This is a genomic window from Nonomuraea sp. NPDC001636 (assembly GCF_040298265.1).
In the GTDB taxonomy this organism is placed as follows: domain Bacteria; phylum Actinomycetota; class Actinomycetes; order Streptosporangiales; family Streptosporangiaceae; genus Nonomuraea.
On the sequence record NZ_JBEOZT010000023.1, the window covers coordinates 43,801 to 63,083 of the forward strand.

The window sequence follows — 19,283 nt, forward strand, 5'->3', positions numbered from 1 at the left end:
GTCAGACCTCTCGCGCTTTGAGGTCTTGCTCGATGGCGGCGTCCACGCCGAGGGTGTTGTCGATGCTCGCGCGCAGCCGGCCGCACGCGTCCATCATCTGCTTGGAGAGCTCGACGCACTGGTTGAGCATGCGGTTGGGGCCGTCGTCGCGGAAATGGGAGTTCATGAACGCCTGGCCCTCGGCGCCGTTGCCCCAGGGGGCGGCGGCCAGCGCCTCGACGACCGCGGCGACCAGCCGCTCGGACTCCTTCTCCCAGTCCTCGGCCACGGTGGTCCACTGGGAGATGCCCGAGTCCACGATGGGCTTGATGATCTGGGTGCCGTCCCAGGGCCTCATCGGCTGCCTCCCATGCGGTCGGCGAGCCGGGCCATGACGGTTTCGAGGTCGCCGCTCAGATGCGCCTGGAAGTCCTCGCGCGGGATCACCGGCTCGAAGATCTCGGTGACGCGCTCCTGGGCGCGCTCGGCGGCCAGGCGGGTGGTCTCGGCGATGGTGTCGGCGAGCTGACGGGCGTCGGGGCGGCGGTAGATGCGCGGGTCGAGGTCGAGCCGGATCAGCTCGCCGCGCGAGCCGACGGTGACCGACACCAGGCCGTCCTTGGAGGTCTCGGTCACCTGGACGGCCTTGGCCTGCTGGTGCAGTTCCATGCCCACGTCCTGGATCTGGCGGAACATGTCGCGCAGCTCGTCGCCGTATGCCCGCATCCCCGCCACGTCAGGAGAATCCATGACACCCCCGCCCCAATGCCGCGTGTTTCTTACGTCACATGCACCTTTCAGGCCAGTTTCTGTCACATGAACAACAGGAGACAAGAGCCAATCCTCAAAAAGGCCCATCTTGTGGACTTATCGCCACAACTTCCTCGCGGAGCTCGGTGATCTCCGTCCGCGGGGCCCACGCCCGGTACACGCCCCGCTCGACCCGCTCCAGCCCCAGCGCGAGCGCCGCGGGCGCGGAACCACCCAGGTATTCGAGCAGGAGCAGGCCGTCCCGCTCGTCGTGCACCTGGAACCGCTCGCCCCGCCACGTGCACTCCGTGGTGACGAACTGCAGGGACGCGCACTCGGCGAACGGCACCGTGCGGACGTGGCAGCCGGGCTCGACCTCCTCGAAGCCGTCGGCCGGGCCGGTGGCGCGCAGGCGTACCCACAGCTCCAGCGGGTGCGGCTCGGGGCTGGCCACGTAGTCGGCGCCCTGCCAGTGGGCGCGGTAGAAGTGCCAGGTCATGCCGCCGCCTTCCGGCCGATCAGCAGCCATCGCCGCAGGTCACCGTGGTAGAGCGCACGCCGGTGCTCGGTGCCCTCGTTGGTGAGCTCCCAGATCTCCGCGCCGTGCGGCAGGCCGACGCCGTACACCTTGTACTCGCGGATGACCTGGTCGACGTTGGGCACCAGGCCCATGCCCACGAACGGCGGCTCCTCGACCACCCAGCCGGCCACCGCGTCCCGGCCCTGCTCGTCGAGCCCGCCGTACGGGGTGCGGTAGAGGTCGAGGCCGACGGGATGCCAGCGCAGGATGTTCAGCGAGCCGCTGTCGGTCAGCATGCCGGGCTGCCCCAGCGCGTCGGCCAGCACCGTGGGCGTGGCGATGTGCGAGACGTCGAGGGCGTGGTGGCAGTAGCCGGAGACGCGCGGCTCGGCCGTCGCCAGCAGGACGCCGATGTCGGCAGGGGACAGCAGCTTCTGCACCACCGGCACCCCCGACCCGGGCGCGAGCCGCAGGTCCTGGACGAGCGTGGGCACCGCCAGCCTGGCCAGCGTCCCCGGCTCCAGCAGGAACGAGGCCCCGAGGCCCGGGTTGACCGCCAGGCCCCATCGCGGGTCCGGCCAGCCGGCCGCCAGCTCGGCGGGCGAGACGATCCGGCAGTGCGTGGCCAGGCCGCCGGTCGCGGTCACCATCGCCTCGACCGAGGTGAAGGCGAGCACCCACGTACGGCCGGAGTCCGTGGCCGTCGCCCACGCGGGCGGCTCGGTCCCGGCCGCCGCGGCGGCGGTGATCGGCAACGCCAGGTCGGCGTCGCGGAGCAGGCCCAGGCACAGGGCGGTCCGCCCGTCCTGGTGGGCCGCCCACAACTGTTCCTCGAACGGCGTGGCCGGCAGATGATCAGTGGACGTCATCCGCCCAGTGTGCCCGCTACACCTCCAGGCGCACGCCGTAGGAGGTCAGCCAGACGTTCAGATCCAGCGCCAGCTCCAGGCCGTACCTGCTCATCGTGGTCGTCACCTTCTCGGCCGGCGCGAAGGCGGCCTCGCGGACGGCGTCGGCGTCGAGCAGTTGCAGCACCGGGGCGTCCTTGTCGGCGGCCAGCTCGCGCAGCGCGTCCCGGAGCGCCTGCTCGTAGCCCACGTCCTGGGTCACCGGGTACGGGGCCTTGACCCGGCGCACGATCGGCTCGGGCAGCAGGTCGGCCCCGGCCGCCCGCAACAGGCTCTTCTCCCTGCCGTCGAACGTCTTCATCGACCAGGGCGTGTTGAACACGTAGTCGACCAGCCGGTGGTCGCAGAACGGCACGCGCACCTCCAGCCCGACGGCCATGCTCATCCGGTCCTTGCGGTCGAGCAGGAAGGGCAGGAAGCGGGTGAGGTGCAGGTAGCAGATCTCGCGCATGCGCCGCTCGCGGGCGTCCTGCCCGGCCACGTGGGGCACCTCGGCCAGCGCCGTACGGTAGCCGTCGGCGGTGTAGGCGTCCAGGTCGAGCTGCCGGACCAGCGACTTGTCGAGCATGTCGGTCGGCTGCTGCTCGCGCATCACCATCGCCAGCCACGGGAAGGTGTCGGCCTCGACCGTCTGCGGCAGGTGGAACCAGGCGTACCCGCCGAAGATCTCGTCGGCGGACTCGCCGGACAGCGCCACGGTCGAATGCTCGCGGATGGCGCGGAACAGCATGTAGAGGGAGGAGTTCATGTCGCCAAGGAAGCTCGGCGCGTCCCAGGCCCGGACGACCGAGGCCCGCAGCCCGGGGTCGGCCAGCTCCGCCGGTCCGAGGACGATGTCGGTGTGCTCGGAGCCGACGTGGTCGGCCAGCATCCGCACGAACGGCCGGTCGGGGTCGCCGCGGTACTCGTCGGCCCGGAAGTGCTCGGCGTAGCCGGCGTAGTCCACGGCGAAGGAGCGGATCGGGCCGTGCGTCCTGGCCAGCGCGGTGACGACGCTGGAGTCGAGGCCGCCGGAGAGCAGCGTGCAGAGCGGCACGTCGGAGATCAGCTGCCGGCCGACGATGTCGTCGAGCAGCTCGCGCACCGTGCGTACGGTCGTGTCGAGGTCGTCGGTGTGCTCGCGGCCCTCCAGCGACCAGTAGCGGCGCAGCCGCGCGCCCTGCCGGCCCACGCGCAGCAGGTGGCCGGGCGGCAGCTCGCACAGGCCCTTGTAGACCGACCGCTGCCGGACGGTGGCCATGCTGAGGAGCTGGCGCAGGCCGTCGAGGTCGACCACGGGCGGGGCCAGCGGGTTGGCCAGGATCGCCTTGGGCTCGGAGCCGAACAGCACGCCGTTGGGCAGGGGGTAGTAGAACAGCGGCTTGATGCCCATGCGGTCGCGGATCAGCACGAGCTCCTGGGAGCGCTCGTCCCAGACGGCGAAGGCGTACATGCCGTTGATCCGGTCGGCGACGCCCTCTCCCCATTCCAGGTAGCCGCGCAGCACGACCTCGGTGTCGCTCCTGGTGCGGAAGCGGTGGCCCTTGGCGGCCAGTTCCTCGCGCAGCTCGCGGAAGTTGTAGACCTCGCCGCTGTAGGTGATGACGGCCAGGCCCTCGGCCTCGATCGGCATGTGGCCGCCATCGACGTCGATGACGGCGAGCCTGCGGTTGCCGAGCGCGGCGTGCGGTTCGAGGTGCAGGCCCTGGTCGTCGGGGCCCCGGCAGCTCATGGTCGCGGTCATGGCGAGGGCGGTGGCCCGTTCGCTGGTCAGGTCGCGGTCGAAGTCCACCCATCCGGCGATGCCGCACATGCGAGGGTCCTCTCAGACGCAGTCCTGTGGTGCTCCTCGGCGTCGGTCTGACAACTTGCCTGACGCACTCGCAACATAACCGCGCAGAGCTGATCGGTCCATACCCGATCAAATGCCCCCTGAAAGCGGTCTGGGCCCGCACCCCGGAGAGGGTGCGGGCCCAGACGCGGGCTGCGTGAGGTCAGGCGGGAACGATGTTCTCGGCCTGCGGGCCCTTCTGGCCCTGCACGACGTCGAAGGCCACCTTCTGGCCCTCGGTCAGCTCACGGTAGCCACCGTTGGAGACGATGTTGGAGTAGTGGGCGAAGACGTCGGCGCCGCCGCCGTCCTGCGCGATGAAGCCGAAGCCCTTTTCCGAGTTGAACCACTTCACGGTACCGGTAGCCATAACTATCTCCTTCAGATGTGCAGAGACGGAATCCGCACCGCGCGGATTCCCGTGTCGCCGCGATGAGCCCATCCCGGAGATGACCGGAAAACATAAAACGCACCTGAAGATCCAGCCCTTTCAGGTGCGCACAAAGTCTTTTATGGGTACCACAACTGCAACGCGACCTAAGCTAGCACACGGTCCGTGCGGGATGCAAACTCAGGGGCCTCACCGCGGATCGCGGCGCAGCGGATGGCCGGGCGGCACCTCCACCAGCACGATGCGATGGCCGTCGGGGTCGGCGATCCACATCTCGACCAGGCCCCACGGCTCCAGCCGCGGCTCGCGCAGCACCGTGACGCCCGCCTGCCGCAGGCGCTCCTCCTCGCGCCCGACGTCGCGCACCTGCAACCAGATCGACAGCGAGCCGCCGGTCGCGGGGCCGTCGGAACGCCCGGCGACCTCAAGGAAACCCTGGCCCAGGAAGAACACCACGCCGGGGTCGTCGTCGGGGCCGAACTCGCGGTAGACCGCCAGGCCGAGGGTGTCGGCGTAGAAGCGGCGGGTCCGGGCGGGGTCGGTCGGCCGCAGGAGCACGCGGCTGCTCAGCACGTCCACGAGGTCATCGTAGGCCGCGGCGGGCGCTGTGGCCCGGATCCGCCGGGCGCACGTCGTGGCCCCGGAACCCGTCATGGGGTTCCGGGGCCACGCATCCTGACGTGTCTGGCGGGACCTGGCTCACGCGGGCCCGTCAGGCGTTCGGGGGCTGGTCGCCGAGCCGGCGCTGGAGGTCGGCGATCTGCCGTTCCAGGTCCGCGACCTGCCCGGACCTGGGGTCCGCGGGCGGGCTGAACTGGCCGTAGCGCACGGACCTGGTCTGGTCGCCGCCGGGCTGCTCGTAGGAGGGCTGCTGGTGAGGGGGCTGGTGGAAGTGGGCGTCCGGGGCCGAGCCGTACGGGCTCGCGGCGTGGCCGTTCGCGCCGTACCCGCCGGGGCCGTAGCCGTCGCCGCCGTGGCCGTACGGGCTCTGGGCCGGCTGCATCGGCTGCACCGGCGGCGAGAGCTGGGCCTGGGCCGCGGGGAGCTGCTGCCACGGGGGCGGCGGCACCGCGCCGTACCCGGGCTGGGGCGAGACGATGGCCGGCTGGGGCCGCCGGCGTCCCCGCAGGACCTTGACCACGACCGCGACCAGCACCAGGAGCAGCAGCACGCCGCCGGCGATCAGCACCCACATGAGGATCGGCTTGGGCGTCTCGTCCTTGCCCGCGGAGATCGCCTGCTGGGAGTCGCTGATGTACTTGGCCACGTACGGGTGGTTCGGGAACAGCGCCTGCACCTCGCGGAACTTCGGCAGCGCGTCGGAGTAGTAGTGCCGGAAGAAGTCGTTGAGCGCCTCGTTGTACCGGGTCGTCGTGACGGCCTGGGCGGGCTTGACGTTCTTCTCGCCGAGCTTCTCCTTGATGATGCCGACCGGCAGGACGAAGCTCTCGCTCTCCGACGCCTCGCCGCCCTCGCTCACCGTGCCCGCGATCAGCATGCCGACGACCTTGCCGTCCTTGCTGAACACCGGCCCGCCGGAGTTGCCGTGGTAGGACGGCGCCTGCGTCTGGATGTACGGCACGCCGGTCTGCGTGGTGCGCTTGGCGTTGTACGGGCCCTCGGTCAGGGCCGGCTCCAGCTTCGACTCCAGGCTGAAGAACGGCGTGTTGGTGACCAGGCCGGGGAAGCCGCTGATGTAGAGCGTGTCACCGGTGCGCACGTCGGCGTCGTCGCCGAGCGGCACGGTCGGCAGGTTCTGCTGGCCGTTCACCTTGAGCAGCGCGAAGTCCTTGCCCGGGTAGCTCTCGCCCACCGACACCAGCTCGGCCGGGACCGCCTTGGCCGTCTTGTCCACGCCGCCGCCGGGCAGGCTCTGCATGACCGACAGGCTCTGCTTGAGGTTGCTGAGCTGCATGTGGGTCGAGTTGAACGTGACGTAGATCTGCTGGGCGAGCTTGAGGATCTCCTCGTCGTTCTTGAGGTCGCCCAGGCCGCTGATGATCTCCTTGGCGTCCTGCTTGTTGAACTTGGCCAGCGCCTGCTGGGCGAAGAGCTGGCTGAGCTCGGTCTCGCCGACCTGGACGCAGTGCGCGCCGGTGACCATGTAGCCGTCGGGGGTGACCCACCAGCCGGTGCACATGCCGCCGACCTCGGCCTCGACCGTGCGCATCGGCGTGGTCGAGGAAACGTAGGTGTCCACGTTGGCGGCGATCTGCTGGAAGACCCACTTGCCGATGCTGCGCTCGTCCGAGGAGATCTTGCCGGACTGGACGGCGGTGACGGCCTCCTGGACGATCTGGTTGTAGGCCGCCTCGTTGATCGTGTTGGACGGGACGGACACCGTCGCCGTGTAGGTGAAGCTGGTCAGCTGCACCGCGGGTTGCGTACGCGCCGCCAGCCAGGTGCCGACCGGGATGTCGGGCCGCTCGTCGGGGGCGCCGTCGGCGGCCGCCGGCAGCGCGGGCAGCATGACCGCCGCGACGACCGCCGCACCCGCGGCGACCCTCATCAGCCTTTTTCTGAAATATCCGCTCACAGGCGGAAATGATGAGTTAGCCCTCTTGTTCCTGGCTTGGAGCCGACTGGGAGCCCCCTCCAAGCCCTGCCAGGTCCGGTGCCGGAGGGGGCGGGCCGGCAGGGCGGCTATGAGCCGGTGATCATGGTGAGGTCGGCGTCGAAGTCGCGGTCGAGGGGGAAGACCGGGCGGGCCAGGCGCTCGTACGGCAGGCGCTGTAGGTCCTGGTCGACCCCGCCCGGCGTGAGCGCGAGCAGCCAGTCGCCCGCCGCGTCGAACAACTCGGGCTCCAGGTAGCCGATCTTGACCGTCACCAGGTCGACGTCGTCCACCTGGACGCCCAGCCGGGCGTAGGAGGCCAGCTCGCGGTACTGCATGCGCCGGGAGGTGACGAACACGCTCAGACCGCCCACCCGCACGCTGACGCACAACCCGCCGTCGGGGTCGTCGGCGACCGCCTCCAGCACGCCCTCGATCGGCAGCGGCCCCGGCTCGCGGGCGTCGATCCGGCCGCCGACGCGCAGGCTGACCGGCGAGCCCGGCGCGAGGCCGGCGACCTGGGCCACGGCCTCGGGATCGACCAGCGAGGCGTACACCGCGCGGACCGAGCCGCCGGCGATCTCGGGACGGGCCAGCATGCGTTCGAGGGCGAAGGTGACGTCGTCGGCGCCGCCCGCGCCGGGGTTGTCGCCCGAGTCGCTGATGAAGAACGGCCGCCGGGCCGGGTCCTTGACCGCGGTCAGCGCCTGGTCGAGGCATTCGTCCATGGAACCGGTGGGCGCGACGAAGGTGAACGCGTCGCGCGCCGCCCAGAACTGCTCGCCCAGCTCGCGGGCGGCCGCGGCGGTGGCGGCGGCGTCGGTGCCGGTGGCGACCACCGCGCCGCGGCAGCGGGGCTCGTCGGCCCAGGCGAAGCCGATCCAGATGGCCGCGTCGATGACGCCGTCCCTGGCCTCGATCTCGGGGACGCGGGCGTACAGGCCCTTGGCCGGCTCGACGCGCGTGCTGGTCATCTCGCCGGGCAGCAGGATCGGCACGTGCACGAGGGCCTTGTGCGGACGCTGCCCGCGGCGCAGGGCCGCCACCAGGTTGCGCGCGGCGCGCTCGCGGGTCTCCCAGACGTCGACGTGCGGGGCGGTGCGGTAGCAGGTGAGCAGGTCGCAGCCGGCGAAGAACCGGTGGGAGACGTTGCCGTGCAGGTCCATGGCCGCCGAGACGAACGGCTGCCCGCCGGTCACCGAGCGGACCACCGTGATCAGGTCGCCCTCGGCGTCCTCCAGCCCGACCACGCTCATCGCGCCGTGGATGTCGAGCAGGACGCCGTCCACCGGGCCCGCGGAGGCCAGCCCGGCGGCGATCTCGGCCGCCCAGGCGTCGTAGGTCTCCCTGGCCACGGCCCCGCCGGGCAGGGCGCGGGCGTGCACGAGCGGGATCCACTCGACGTCGGCCGCCCACGGCTCGGCGAGCCAGCCGTACCGCGCGAGCAGGGCGTCACCGCGGGTGACCTCGAAGTCGGCGGCGGTGCTCAGGTGCGGGGAGAAGGTGCTGGACTCGATGTGCACGCCGCCGACGGCGACGCGGAGGGGACGGGACACGGGCGGGGGCTCCTTGCCTAGGAGGGACGGACGTCGGCCGAGGCACGCACGAGGTGCCCGAGGCCGATCAGGGCGGCGTCCGGGCCGGCGGCGCTGGCCTCGATGGACAGTGACTGGGTCATGGACGGCAGGCAGCGCTTGTAGAGCATGCTCCGGGCGGCGGCCACGTAGACGTCGAGGCTGGACAGCGCGCCGCCGATGACGACGGCGTCGGGGTTGAGGAAGTTGACCAGGCCGGACAGGGCGACCCCGAGCAGCTCGCCGGCGTGGCGCACCAGGGTCACCACGGACGGCTCGGCGTCGACGGTGGCGGCGACGACGTCGCGCGGCGTGCTGACCCGCAGGCCGCGGTCCTTGAGCTGGCGGACCAGGGCGGCGCCGCTGGCCACCGTCTCCAGGCAGCCGCGGCTGCCGCAGGAGCACTCGCGCTCGCCGCTGTCGGCCACCCGCACGTGGGTGACGTCGCCGCTGAGGCCGCGGCCGCCGCGGTAGATCTGGCCGCCGCTGACCAGGCAGCCGCCGATGCCGGTGCCGGCCTTGACGTAGATCATGTCGCCGGGGTCGCGGCCCCGGCTGACGTACTCGCCGATGGCGGCGGCCTTGGCGTCGTTGTCGACGACCGCGGGCACGCCGAAGCGCTCCCTCAGGTGGGTCTGGGCGTCGAAGCCGTTCCAGCCGGGCATCCGGGCCGGGCCGATCAGCCGGCCGTGCGGGTGCTCGACCGGGCCGGGCAGCGCGAGGCCGATGCCGAGCAGCGTCTGGCCGGGGGCCTTGGCCGTGCTGAGCTGCTCGTACGCCCGCCAGATGGCGTCGAAGACCTGGCCGGGCCCTTCCGCTATGTCGGTGGCGATCTCGCGTACGGCCAGCAGCCGGCCGTCGGGCGCGCACAGCCCCACGCGCGCGTGCTGGGCGCCCAGCTCGGACACCGCGAAGGCGCCCGGGACATCGCGCAGCCGCAGGATCCGCGGCCGCCGCCCGCCGGTGGAGCGGCCGACGCCCTCCTCCAGGATGGCGCCCTCCTCCAGCAGCCGCCGGACCACGCTGGAGACCGTGGACGGAGCCACCTGGAGGGTCTCCACCAGATCGGCGCGCGACGTCGCCGCACCGCTGGCCAAGAGGCTGAGCGCCTGCTCACGCAGGTTGGCGGGACTCGATGGCTCCGGCATGCCGCTCCTCTTTCAGGCCGGTTTCCCCGGCGGGCCCGTCGTCGCAACAGAGCCCCATCATGAGGCACCGGCGACTTCGACTCTAAACCGAAAGAAGTCAGCGAACAAAGCGAATTAGTTCCGTTGACTTCGTGCGGGACCATCTATACATTCTCCGCATCGAACGCACCAGGCCCCCGGTAAGCGCAGGGCGCCGTGCGACGTCAACCGAGGAGATCCCATGGGGAGCAGATTCCACCGGCGCGGGCTCCGCGGCACCGGCGCCCTGGCGGGCGTGCTGGCCCTCGGGCTGGCGCTGACCGCGTGCAGCGGGTCCGCCGGCGGCGCGCAGAAGGGCGCCCAGAGCGGGGGCCAGAGCAAGGACGGCGTGACCGTCGCCCTCAGGACCCCGAACTGGATCCTGCCGATCTCGGCACCCGGCTTCACCCAGGGCGAGAACGTCATCTTCGGCTCCGCCCAGTACCGTCACCTGTACGAGTACCTGCTGGACGGCTCGGCGAAGTACAACATCGACCCCGGGCGCTCGATGGCCGAACCGCCCGAGGTGAGCGACGGCGGCAAGACGCTGACGATCACGCTGAAGGACAACACGTGGTCCGACGGCAAGCCCGTCACCACCCGTGACATCCAGTTCTGGTGGAACCTCGTCACCGCGAACAAGGACAAGTGGGCGTCCTACCGGGAGGGCGGCTTCCCGGACAACATCGCCGAGTTCAAGGTGAAGGACGACAAGACCTTCTCCCTGACGACCACGAAGACGTACAACACCGGGTGGTTCGTCGGCAACCAGCTCAACCGCATCGTGCCGCTGCCCCAGCACGTCTGGGACAAGGACTCGGCCACCGGCAAGGTGAGCGACCTCGACACCACCCCCGAGGGCGCCAGGAAGGTCTTCGACTTCCTCACCGCCGCGTCGAAGGACCCCAAGACGTACGCGACCAACGAGCTGTGGCAGGTCAACAGCGGCCCGTGGAAGCTGGAGAAGTACGTGCCGAACGGCGAGGTCGTCCTCACCGCCCGCGCGAACTACTCCGGCAGCGACAAGCCGAAGCTCAAGTCGGTCACGCTGCGCCCCTTCACCAGCGACGACGCCGAGTTCAACGTGCTGCGCGCCGGCCAGATCGACTACGGTTACGTGCCGCCGGCCAACCTGTCGCAGCAGAAGTACCTGGAGTCGAAGGGCTACCAGATCGCCCCCTGGTACGGCTGGTCCATCACCTACCTGCAGCTCAACTTCAACAACCCCGACTCCGGCCCCCTGTTCAAGCAGCTCTACCTGCGTCAGGCCCTGCAGTCGCTCATCGACCAGCCGACCATCAGCAAGGCCATCTGGTCCGGCATGGCGGCCCCGACCTGCGGGCCCGTCCCGGCCAAGCCCGGCACGAACGGCTCCAGCGAAGGCTGTGCCTACCCCTTCGACCCGGCCAAGGCCAAGCAGCTCCTGGAGAGCCACGGCTGGCAGGTGACCCCCGACGGGCAGACGACCTGCCAGAAGCCGGGCACCGGCGCCGACCAGTGCGGCGAGGGCGTCAAGTCCGGCGCGAAGCTGGCCTTCACCGTCACCAGCCAGACCGGCTTCGCCGCGACGACCAAGATGTTCGCCGAGATCAAGTCCCAGATGTCGAAGCTGGGCATCCAGCTCACCATCAAGGAAGTGCCGGACTCGGTCGCGGTCACCCCGGCGTGCAAGCCGTCGGACTCCAACTGCTCGTGGGACATGTCGTTCTTCGGCTCGCAGGGCAGCTGGTACTACCCGGCCTTCCCCAGCGGCGAGCGGCTGTTCGCCACCGACGCCCCGGTCAACCTGGGCAGCTACAGCGACCCCGAGGCCGACAAGCTCATCGAGGCCACCCAGTTCGCCGACGACGAGGCGACGCTCAAGGCGTACAACGACCGGCTGGCCCAGGACCTGCCGGTGTTGTGGATGCCGAACCCCGTCTACCAGATCTCGGCGTACCGCGCCGGGCTCCAGGGCGTCACGCAGGACCCGATGAACAACATGTTCTTCCAGGACTGGTCCTGGAAGAGCTGAGACCGTCCCCGACTCCGGCGGCCCGTGCGGGGGTCGCCGGGGTCCCTGGAACAAGGAGGGGCCCCGCGTGGCCCGGTATCTGATCACCCGCTTGGGCCAGGCCCTGATCATCGTCGTGCTGGTCACGATGATCACGTTCGTCATCCTGCATCTCCTGCCGGGCGGCGCGGCGCGGGCCACCCTGGGCAAGGACGCGACGCTGGCCCAGCTCGCGGCGTTCGACCACGAAATGGGCTACGACCGCCCCTGGATCCAGCAGTACGTCATGTACATCGGCCGCCTCCTGCGCGGCGACCTCGGCTACTCCTTCCAGCTCAACCAGTCGGTGGCCGAGGCCATCGGCCAGCGGCTGCCCAAGACCATGGTGTTGTCGTTGTTCTCGACGATGCTGGCCGTCGTCGTCGCCATCCCGCTCGGCGTCGTCCAGGCGATGCGGCGCAACCGGTGGCCCGACTACACGATCACCACCCTGTCGCTGCTGGCCTACGCCACGCCGATCTTCTTCATGGGTCTCATGATGATCATTCTCTTCTCGCAGGTCTGGCCGATCCTGCCGCCGGAGGCCTCGCAGGGGTTCACCCTCGGTGAGGTGCTGGCCGACCCGGCCGGGCTCGTCCTGCCCACCATCACGCTCGCCGTCGTGACCGTCGCCGTCTACTCGCGGTACGTGCGCTCCTCGATGGTCGACAACCTCAACGAGAACTACGTGCGCACCGCCCGCAGCAAGGGCCTGTCGGAGGCGCGCGTCGTCGCCCGGCACACGCTGCGCAACGGCCTGTTCCCGGTCATCACCCTGCTCGGGATGTACCTGCCCGCGCTGTTCAGCGGCGCCCTGGTCGTCGAGGCCCTGTTCAACTACCCCGGCATGGGCCAGCTGTTCTGGCAGGCGGCGCTGAAGCGGGACTTCCCGATCCTGTTCGGCGTCACGCTGATCATCGCGATCGCGACCGTGCTCGGCGCCCTGCTCGCCGACCTGCTGTACGCCGCCGTCGATCCGCGCGTCCGGCTCAGGACGGCGGCCCGCTCATGACCGCGTCCGCCGAGGCGACCGGAACCCCGGTCCCCGCCGAAGAGGCGCCCGTACGCGGCCAGTGGCGTCAGGCGCTGACCGTCTTCGCCGAGAACCGCCTCGCCCTGCTGGGCCTGATCATCTTCATCGTGCTGGGCGGCCTGTGCTTCCTCGGCCCGCTGTTCTACCGGACCGACCAGGTGCACACCGACCTCGCCTCGGTCTACCTGCCCCCCGGCACCCCGGGCCACCCGCTGGGCACCGACGGCGTCGGCTACGACCAGCTCGGCCGCTTGCTGCTCGGCGGGCAGACGTCCATCGTCGTCGGGCTGGCCGCCGGCGTGCTGGCCACGGTCGTGGGCACGATCTGGGGCGCCATCGCCGGCTTCACCAGCGGCTGGGTGGACGCGGCCATGATGCGGGTGGTCGACGCGATGATGTCGATCCCCTCGCTGTTCCTGTTCATGCTGATGGCGACCATCGTCACGCCGACCGTGCCGATGCTCATCCTCATCATCGGCGCCTTCGCCTGGCTGGGCCCGGCCCGGCTGGTCCGCGGCGAGGCGCTGACCCTGCGCTCGCGCGAGTACGTCCAGGCCATGCGGTCGATGGGCGGCACCGGCGGCCGGGCCGTACGGCGGCACATCATCCCCAACGCCATCGGCACCGTGATCGTCAACGCCACCTTCCAGGTCGCCGACGCCATCCTGTACGTCGCCTACCTGTCCTTCCTCGGCCTCGGCGTGCCGCCACCCGCGGCGAACTGGGGCGGGATGCTCTCCGACGGCCTCGCCAACACCTACAGCGGCTACTGGTGGCTGCTGTACCCGCCCGGGATCGCCATCATCCTCATCGTCCTCGCCTTCAACTTCATCGGCGACGGGCTGAGGGACGTCTTCGAGGTCCGCCTCCGGCGGCGCTAGGAGGAACGGAACATGAGCCCTTTGCTGCGCCTGCGCGACGTCAGCACCGACATCCCGCTGCGTCAGGGCGTCGTGCACGCCCTCGACCACGTCAACCTGGAGGTGCGGCAGGGCGAGACGCTCGGCATCGTCGGCGAGTCGGGCAGCGGCAAGACCATGACCGCCCTGTCGATCATGGGCCTGCTGCCGTCCGGCGGCCGCGTCGTCGGCGGCGAGATCCTGTTCGAGGGCCGCGACCTGCTGTCCCTGCCGCCGGCCGAGATGCGCAGGATCCGCGGCGTCGAGATGGGCATGGTGTTCCAGGACCCGCTCACCTCGCTCAACCCCACCATGCGCATCGGCGCCCAGGTCGCCGAGCCGCTCCGGGTGCACCAGGGCGTCGGCAAGGCCGAGGCGCGCGAGCGGGCCGTGGAGATCCTGCGCCGGGTCGGCATGCCGCGTCCCGACAAGATCGCCGACGCCTACCCCCACCAGCTCTCCGGCGGCATGCGCCAGCGCGTGGTCATCGCCATGGCCCTGGTCTGCTCGCCCCGGCTGCTCATCGCCGACGAGCCGACCACCGCCCTCGACGTCACCACCCAGCGCCAGATCCTGGAACTCATCGACGACCTGCGCGAAGAGTTCCAGATGGCGGTCATCCTGGTCACCCACGACCTGGGCGTGATCGCCAGCCGCGCCGACCGGGTCGCCGTCATGTACGCCGGCCGCGTGGTGGAGGCCGCGACCACCGCCGAGCTGTTCCGGCAGCCGCGCCACCGCTACACCGAGGCCCTCATGGAGTCGCTGCCCGGCGCGGCCGAGCACGACGACGGCGCGCTCTACAGCATCCCCGGCCTGCCGCCGGACCTGTCCCGGCCGATGACCGGCTGCCGGTTCGCGCCCCGCTGCCGCTTCGCGACCGAGGAGTGCCGCACCACCGACGTGACCCTGTCCGACGGCGAGCACCAGCACGCCTGCCTGCACCCGGTGCTCCAGCCGCGGGCGCGCGCCCAGGCCGCCGGGCCGCGGCCCGACCGGGCCGGGCCGCAGGCCGGGGCCGCGCCGATCCTGTCCGTCCGCGACCTGGTCAAGAACTACGACGGCACGGGCTCGCTGGGCCGCAAGGCGCCGCAGGTCAGCGCCGTCGCGGGGGTCGGCTTCGACGTGCGCCCCGGCGAGACGTTCGGGCTCGTGGGCGAGTCGGGCTGCGGCAAGTCGACCGTGGGCCGGCTGATCGTCGGCCTGGAGGAGCCCACCTCCGGCCAGATCGTGGTGGACGGCGCCGACATCGCCACGCTCGACCGGCGCGCCCGCCGCGCCATGCACCGGCGGGTCCAGCTCATGTTCCAGGACAGCTACGCGGCGATGAACCCGCGCATGCGCATCGACTCCATCCTGGCCGAGCCCCTGGAGATCCAGCAGGCCGGCGACCGGGCCGGCCGCCGCTCCCGCATCGGCACCCTGCTGGACCAGGTGGGCCTGCCGCGACGGGTGCTCGACCGCTACCCGCACGAGTTCTCCGGCGGCCAGCTCCAGCGCATCGGGCTGGCCAGGTCGCTGGCCCTGGAGCCGCGGCTGATCGTGTGCGACGAGCCAGTGAGCGCGCTCGACGTGTCCATCCAGGCCCAGGTGCTCAACCTCATGCGCGACCTGCAGCGCGAGCTGGGCCTGTCGTACGTGTTCATCAGCCACGACCTGTCCGTCGTGGACTACATGTCGGACCGGATCGGCGTCATGTACCTGGGCAAGCTCGTCGAGGTCGGGCCGGCCCGCGACGTCGTCAGGAAGGCCCGGCACCCGTACACGCAGGCGCTGATCGAGGCCGTGCCCTCGGCCGAGCCGGGCGTGGCGCCGCGCACCAGCGTCGCCATCGAGGGCGAGCTGCCCAGCGCGCAGAACCCGCCCTCGGGATGCCGGTTCAGGACGCGCTGCCCGCTCGCCCAGGAGATCTGCGCGACCGAGCCGCCGCTGGCGGGCGGCGAGCACCAGGTGGCCTGCCACTTCCCGCTGCGCACGGCGGAGTGAGGCCCACGCGCGCCGGTCGCGGCCGTCAGCGGAGGGGATGGGCGCCCGGGTGCTCGTCCCACCACCGGCGGAAGAGGGGGTTGTCGTCGATGTGGTCCTCGAAGGCGGCGGCGAGCCCGCGGTAGATGGCCGCCGCCGCGTCGGCACCGATCAGGTCCCTGCGCCAGGCCATGACCAGGTGCCCGACCTGCGGCTCGCCTGCCAGCGGCCGTACGGCGGTGCCCTCGGGCACCGGCCAGGTCGGGTCCACCAGGCGCACGCCCAGCCCGGCGGCGACCAGCGGGCGGCCGGCGCCGCTGGGGGCGTCGTAGCGCACGTCCGGCTCGAAGCCGGCGGCCCGGCAGGAGGCGCGCAGGGCGGCCAGCGAGCCGTCGTCGGCGCCGGGCGGGCTGATCCAGCGCTCGTTCCTGAGGTCGGACAGGTGCACCTCGGCCTGCTCGGCCAGCGGGTGCCCGGCGGCCATGGCCACGAAGATGGGATACCTGGGCACCAGCGTGCGGGTGACGACCGGCGGCGTGAGGGGCACGTCGAACCCCTCGATCATGCCCATGAGCGCGGCGTCGAGCTGGCCGTGGGTGAGCGCGTCGGCGAGCTGCACGCTGGACGGCTCGATGCGCAGGGAGATCGACCGGCCGGGTAACGCCTCGCCGACCCGGTCCACCACGCTGGCCACGCACGCCAGGTGGCTGCACCCGAGCCGCAGCCCGGTGACGGCCGGGTTCGCGTCGTGCAGGTCGCCGAAGAGCGAGTCGATCTCCGACAGGACGATCCGGGCGCGGGCGATGACCTGACGTCCGAGCTGGGTGGGTTCGACGCCGTTCCGGCTGCGGGTGAACAGCTCACCGCCCACCATCTCCTCGATCCTGCGGAGCTGGGTGGTGATCGCCGGTTGGGACAGCCCGAGGCGTGCGGCCGCTTTGGTCACGCTGCCGGCCTCGGCGATCGTACAGACCATTCGGAGATGCCGGAGATCCAGGTCCATAGCTCAGGATTATGTGACATGTGATGGCTCTTGGCGACGTATTGAGAACGCCCATAGGCAACACTTATGCGGCGTCGTATGACCACGCCCTCCGGACGGACCGCACACTCGTACCCGACCTCGCATCCATGCGGATACCCCCCGGAGGTTCTTGTGCGCAAGGTCCTGCACGGCTGGCGGATGATCGTCCCCCTGGCCGCATTAGCCCTACTCCCGCCGTTCGCCGCGACACCGGCGAGCGCGGCGGCCGAACCGCCCCCGGCCGCCCGCCTCGCGGTCCCGGCCGACGACGCCCCGCACGTCGCCAAGTCCCGGCTCGACACCCGTGACCGGGCGCCCCAGCCCGCGGCCAAGGACGCACTCCGCCGCGACTACGACCAACCCGCCACCCGGCCGGAGCACGCCAGACCGTCGGCGCGCAAGAGCGTCGCCGCGGCCGCCGCCTGCAACGTCTCCGACTTCACCAGCCGCACCGGCAGCGCCCTGGTCCAGCAGATCAAGGCCAGCGCCACCGACTGCGTCAACACCCTGTTCAACCTGACCGGCACGGACGCCTACAACGCCTTCCGCGAGGCGCAGATGACGACCGTCGCCTACGCCCTGCGCGACAACTCGGCGAACTACCCGGGCGACAACACCACCAGCACCGCCCAGCTCGTCCTCTACCTGCGGGCCGGCTACTACGTCCACTGGTACAACTCCGGCGACGTCGGCTCGTACGGCCAGGCGCTCACCACCGCGATCCGGTCCGGCCTGGACGCCTTCTTCGGCAGTTCCCGGTCCTCGACCGTCAGCGACGCCAACGGCGAGGTGCTGAGCGAGGCCGTCACCCTCATCGACAGCGCCGAGCAGAACGACCGCTACCTGTACGTGGTCAAGCGCCTGCTCGACGGCTACAACAGCTCCTACGACGCGTCGTGGTGGATGCTCAACGCGGTCAACAACGTCTACACCGTGCTGTTCCGCGGCCACCAGGTGCCCGCGTTCGTCAGCGCCGTGCAGGCCGACCGCAGCGTCCTGGACTCCCTGAACTCCTTCGCCGCGAACCACCTCGGCATGCTCGGCACCGACCGCTCCTACCTGGTCTCCAACGCCGGGCGCGAGCTGGGCCGCTTCCTGCAGCACACGGCGTTGCAGGCCGTCGTCCGGCCGCTGGCCAAGAACCTGCTCGGCCGCAGCGCCATGACCGGCGCCACCGCGCCGCTGTGGGTGGGCGTGGCCGAGATGACCGACTCCTACGACAAGGCCAACTGCTCCTCCTACGGCACCTGCGACCTGGCCGCCCGTCTGACGGCCGCCGTGCTGCCGATCACCCACACCTGCAGCGCCAGCATCAGGATCCGGGCCCAGGAGGTCACCGCGAGCCAGCTCGCCGCCACCTGCGCCAGCCTGGCCAACCAGGACGCCTTCTTCCACAACCTGGTCAAGGACAACGGCCCGGTCGCGAACGACAACAACACCACGCTGGAAGTGGTGGTCTTCGACTCCAGCACCGACTACCAGACCTACGCCGGCGCGATGTTCGGCATCGACACCAACAACGGCGGCATGTACCTGGAGGGCGATCCCGCCGCCGCGGGCAACCAGCCCCGGTTCATCGCCTACGAGGCCGAGTGGCTGCGCCCCGACTTCCAGATCTGGAACCTCAACCACGAGTACACCCACTACCTCGACGGCCGGTTCGACATGTACGGCGACTTCACCGCCGGGGTGAGCACGCCGACCATCTGGTGGATCGAGGGCTTCGCCGAGTACGTCTCCTACTCCTACCGCAAGGTCGTCTACGACGCGGCGATCACCGAGGCGGGCAAGCGCACGTACGCGCTGAGCACGTTGTGGAACACCACCTACGACCATGACACCACCCGCATCTACCGGTGGGGCTACCTGGCCGTCCGCTACATGTTCGACAAGCACCCGGCCGACGTCGCGACGCTGCTCGGCTCGTACCGGACCGGCGCGTGGAGCACCGCCAGGTCGTTCCTGACCGGCACGCTCGGCAGCCGCTACGACTCCGACTGGTACACCTGGCTCGCCGCCTGCGCGGCCGGGGCGTGCTCCGGTGGCGGCACCGGCAACCAGGCGCCCACCGCGAGCTTCACCTCCACGGCCAGCGGGCTGACGGCCGCCTTCACCGACACCTCCACCGACTCCGACGGCACCATCGCCGCCCGCCGCTGGGACTTCGGCGACGGCGCCACCTCCACCGCGGCCAACCCGTCGCACGCCTACGCGGCGCAGGGCACGTACACCGTCACGCTGACCGTCACCGACAACGGCGGCGCCACCGCGACGACGTCGAAGCAGGTCACGGTGACGACCGGCGGCGGCTCGACGCCGGAGTGCACCGCCTCCGACACCCGCACGCTCGACAAGAACTGCAAGCGCAGCAACCTGTCGGCCACCCAGGGCAACTACGCCTACCTCTACATCTACCTGCCCGCCGGGACGGCCAGGCTGACCATCACCGCCTCCGGCGGCACCGGGAACGCCGACCTCTACTACAACGCCGCCACCTGGGCCACCACCTCGGCCTACACCCAGCGCTCCACCGCGTCGGGCAACGCCGAGACCCTGGTGATCAACAACCCGCCCGCCGGTTACAACTACATCAGCCTCCACGCCGCGCAGACCTTCTCGGGCGCGAGCGTCAAGACCGAGTACTAGACCGCCCGGGCGCCGGGGCCGGCGAACCCTCT

At 71.0% G+C, this 19,283-nt stretch carries 16 protein-coding genes; 5 read left to right on the top strand and 11 right to left on the bottom strand.

Features of this window, described 5'->3' with window-relative positions; genetic code table 11:
* Position 1: 1 nt before the first annotated feature.
* The 10 genes from ABT158_RS34745 to ABT158_RS34790 all read right to left on the bottom strand — a co-directional run bounded on the left by ABT158_RS34745 (position 2) and on the right by ABT158_RS34790 (position 9,634).
* Positions 2 to 337: a hypothetical protein gene (locus ABT158_RS34745; RefSeq protein ID WP_352360834.1), complete on the bottom strand. Its 336-nt coding sequence runs from the start codon at positions 335 to 337 to the stop codon at positions 2 to 4.
* A complete protein-coding gene (locus ABT158_RS34750) occupies positions 334 to 729 on the bottom strand; it encodes a YbaB/EbfC family nucleoid-associated protein (protein WP_352360836.1) in 396 nt (131 codons plus the stop codon). Before ABT158_RS34750 ends, ABT158_RS34745 begins: the two co-directional genes overlap by 4 nt.
* Positions 730 to 823: 94 nt before the next feature.
* Positions 824 to 1,228, bottom strand: a complete 405-nt coding sequence (locus ABT158_RS34755) for a UCP033725 family protein (protein WP_352360838.1) — start codon at positions 1,226 to 1,228, stop codon at positions 824 to 826.
* On the bottom strand, positions 1,225 to 2,118 hold the full coding sequence (locus tag ABT158_RS34760) for an SseB family protein (RefSeq protein WP_352360840.1): 894 nt from the start codon (positions 2,116 to 2,118) through the stop codon (positions 1,225 to 1,227). The genes ABT158_RS34755 and ABT158_RS34760 overlap by 4 nt, the downstream gene beginning before the upstream one ends.
* A 16-nt stretch (positions 2,119 to 2,134) precedes the next feature.
* Complete coding sequence (asnB, locus tag ABT158_RS34765) at positions 2,135 to 3,949, bottom strand: asparagine synthase (glutamine-hydrolyzing) (protein ID WP_352360842.1); 1,815 nt, start codon at positions 3,947 to 3,949, stop codon at positions 2,135 to 2,137.
* Positions 3,950 to 4,130: 181 nt separating this feature from the next.
* On the bottom strand, positions 4,131 to 4,337 hold the full coding sequence (locus ABT158_RS34770; RefSeq protein ID WP_055509312.1) for a cold-shock protein: 207 nt from the start codon (positions 4,335 to 4,337) through the stop codon (positions 4,131 to 4,133).
* A 210-nt stretch (positions 4,338 to 4,547) separates the two neighbouring features.
* A complete protein-coding gene (locus ABT158_RS34775) occupies positions 4,548 to 4,937 on the bottom strand; it encodes a VOC family protein (RefSeq protein ID WP_352360845.1) in 390 nt (129 codons plus the stop codon).
* A gap of 133 nt (positions 4,938 to 5,070) precedes the next feature.
* The gene (locus tag ABT158_RS34780) at positions 5,071 to 6,867 is read right to left on the bottom strand and encodes a S1 family peptidase (RefSeq protein WP_352360847.1); all 1,797 of its coding nucleotides are present in this window, start codon (positions 6,865 to 6,867) and stop codon (positions 5,071 to 5,073) included.
* Between the two features lie 134 nt (positions 6,868 to 7,001).
* Positions 7,002 to 8,468 carry a M81 family metallopeptidase gene (locus ABT158_RS34785; protein WP_352360849.1) on the bottom strand — a complete coding sequence of 489 codons (1,467 nt, stop codon included), beginning with the start codon at positions 8,466 to 8,468 and terminating at the stop codon, positions 7,002 to 7,004.
* Positions 8,469 to 8,485: 17 nt separating this feature from the next.
* On the bottom strand, positions 8,486 to 9,634 hold the full coding sequence (locus tag ABT158_RS34790) for an ROK family transcriptional regulator (protein ID WP_352360851.1): 1,149 nt from the start codon (positions 9,632 to 9,634) through the stop codon (positions 8,486 to 8,488).
* Between the two features lie 220 nt (positions 9,635 to 9,854).
* Between ABT158_RS34790 and ABT158_RS34795 the strand changes: the two genes are divergently transcribed.
* The 4 genes from ABT158_RS34795 to ABT158_RS34810 all read left to right on the top strand — a co-directional run bounded on the left by ABT158_RS34795 (position 9,855) and on the right by ABT158_RS34810 (position 15,602).
* Positions 9,855 to 11,666 (top strand): peptide ABC transporter substrate-binding protein, encoded by a 1,812-nt coding sequence (locus ABT158_RS34795; protein ID WP_352360853.1) that lies wholly within the window; start codon positions 9,855 to 9,857, stop codon positions 11,664 to 11,666.
* 67 nt (positions 11,667 to 11,733) lie between these two features.
* Positions 11,734 to 12,696, top strand: a complete 963-nt coding sequence (locus ABT158_RS34800) for an ABC transporter permease (RefSeq protein WP_352360855.1) — start codon at positions 11,734 to 11,736, stop codon at positions 12,694 to 12,696.
* A complete protein-coding gene (locus ABT158_RS34805; protein ID WP_352324119.1) occupies positions 12,693 to 13,598 on the top strand; it encodes an ABC transporter permease in 906 nt (301 codons plus the stop codon). Before ABT158_RS34800 ends, ABT158_RS34805 begins: the two co-directional genes overlap by 4 nt.
* A gap of 12 nt (positions 13,599 to 13,610) precedes the next feature.
* The gene (locus tag ABT158_RS34810; protein WP_352360857.1) at positions 13,611 to 15,602 is read left to right on the top strand and encodes an ABC transporter ATP-binding protein; all 1,992 of its coding nucleotides are present in this window, start codon (positions 13,611 to 13,613) and stop codon (positions 15,600 to 15,602) included.
* Positions 15,603 to 15,627: 25 nt separating this feature from the next.
* Here ABT158_RS34810 and ABT158_RS34815 read toward each other — a convergent pair whose 3' ends face one another.
* Positions 15,628 to 16,584, bottom strand: coding sequence for a LysR family transcriptional regulator (locus ABT158_RS34815; protein ID WP_352360859.1), 957 nt, complete (start codon positions 16,582 to 16,584; stop codon positions 15,628 to 15,630).
* A gap of 153 nt (positions 16,585 to 16,737) precedes the next feature.
* Between ABT158_RS34815 and ABT158_RS34820 the strand changes: the two genes are divergently transcribed.
* Positions 16,738 to 19,251, top strand: coding sequence for a collagenase (locus ABT158_RS34820; RefSeq protein WP_352360861.1), 2,514 nt, complete (start codon positions 16,738 to 16,740; stop codon positions 19,249 to 19,251).
* Positions 19,252 to 19,283 lie beyond the last annotated feature (32 nt).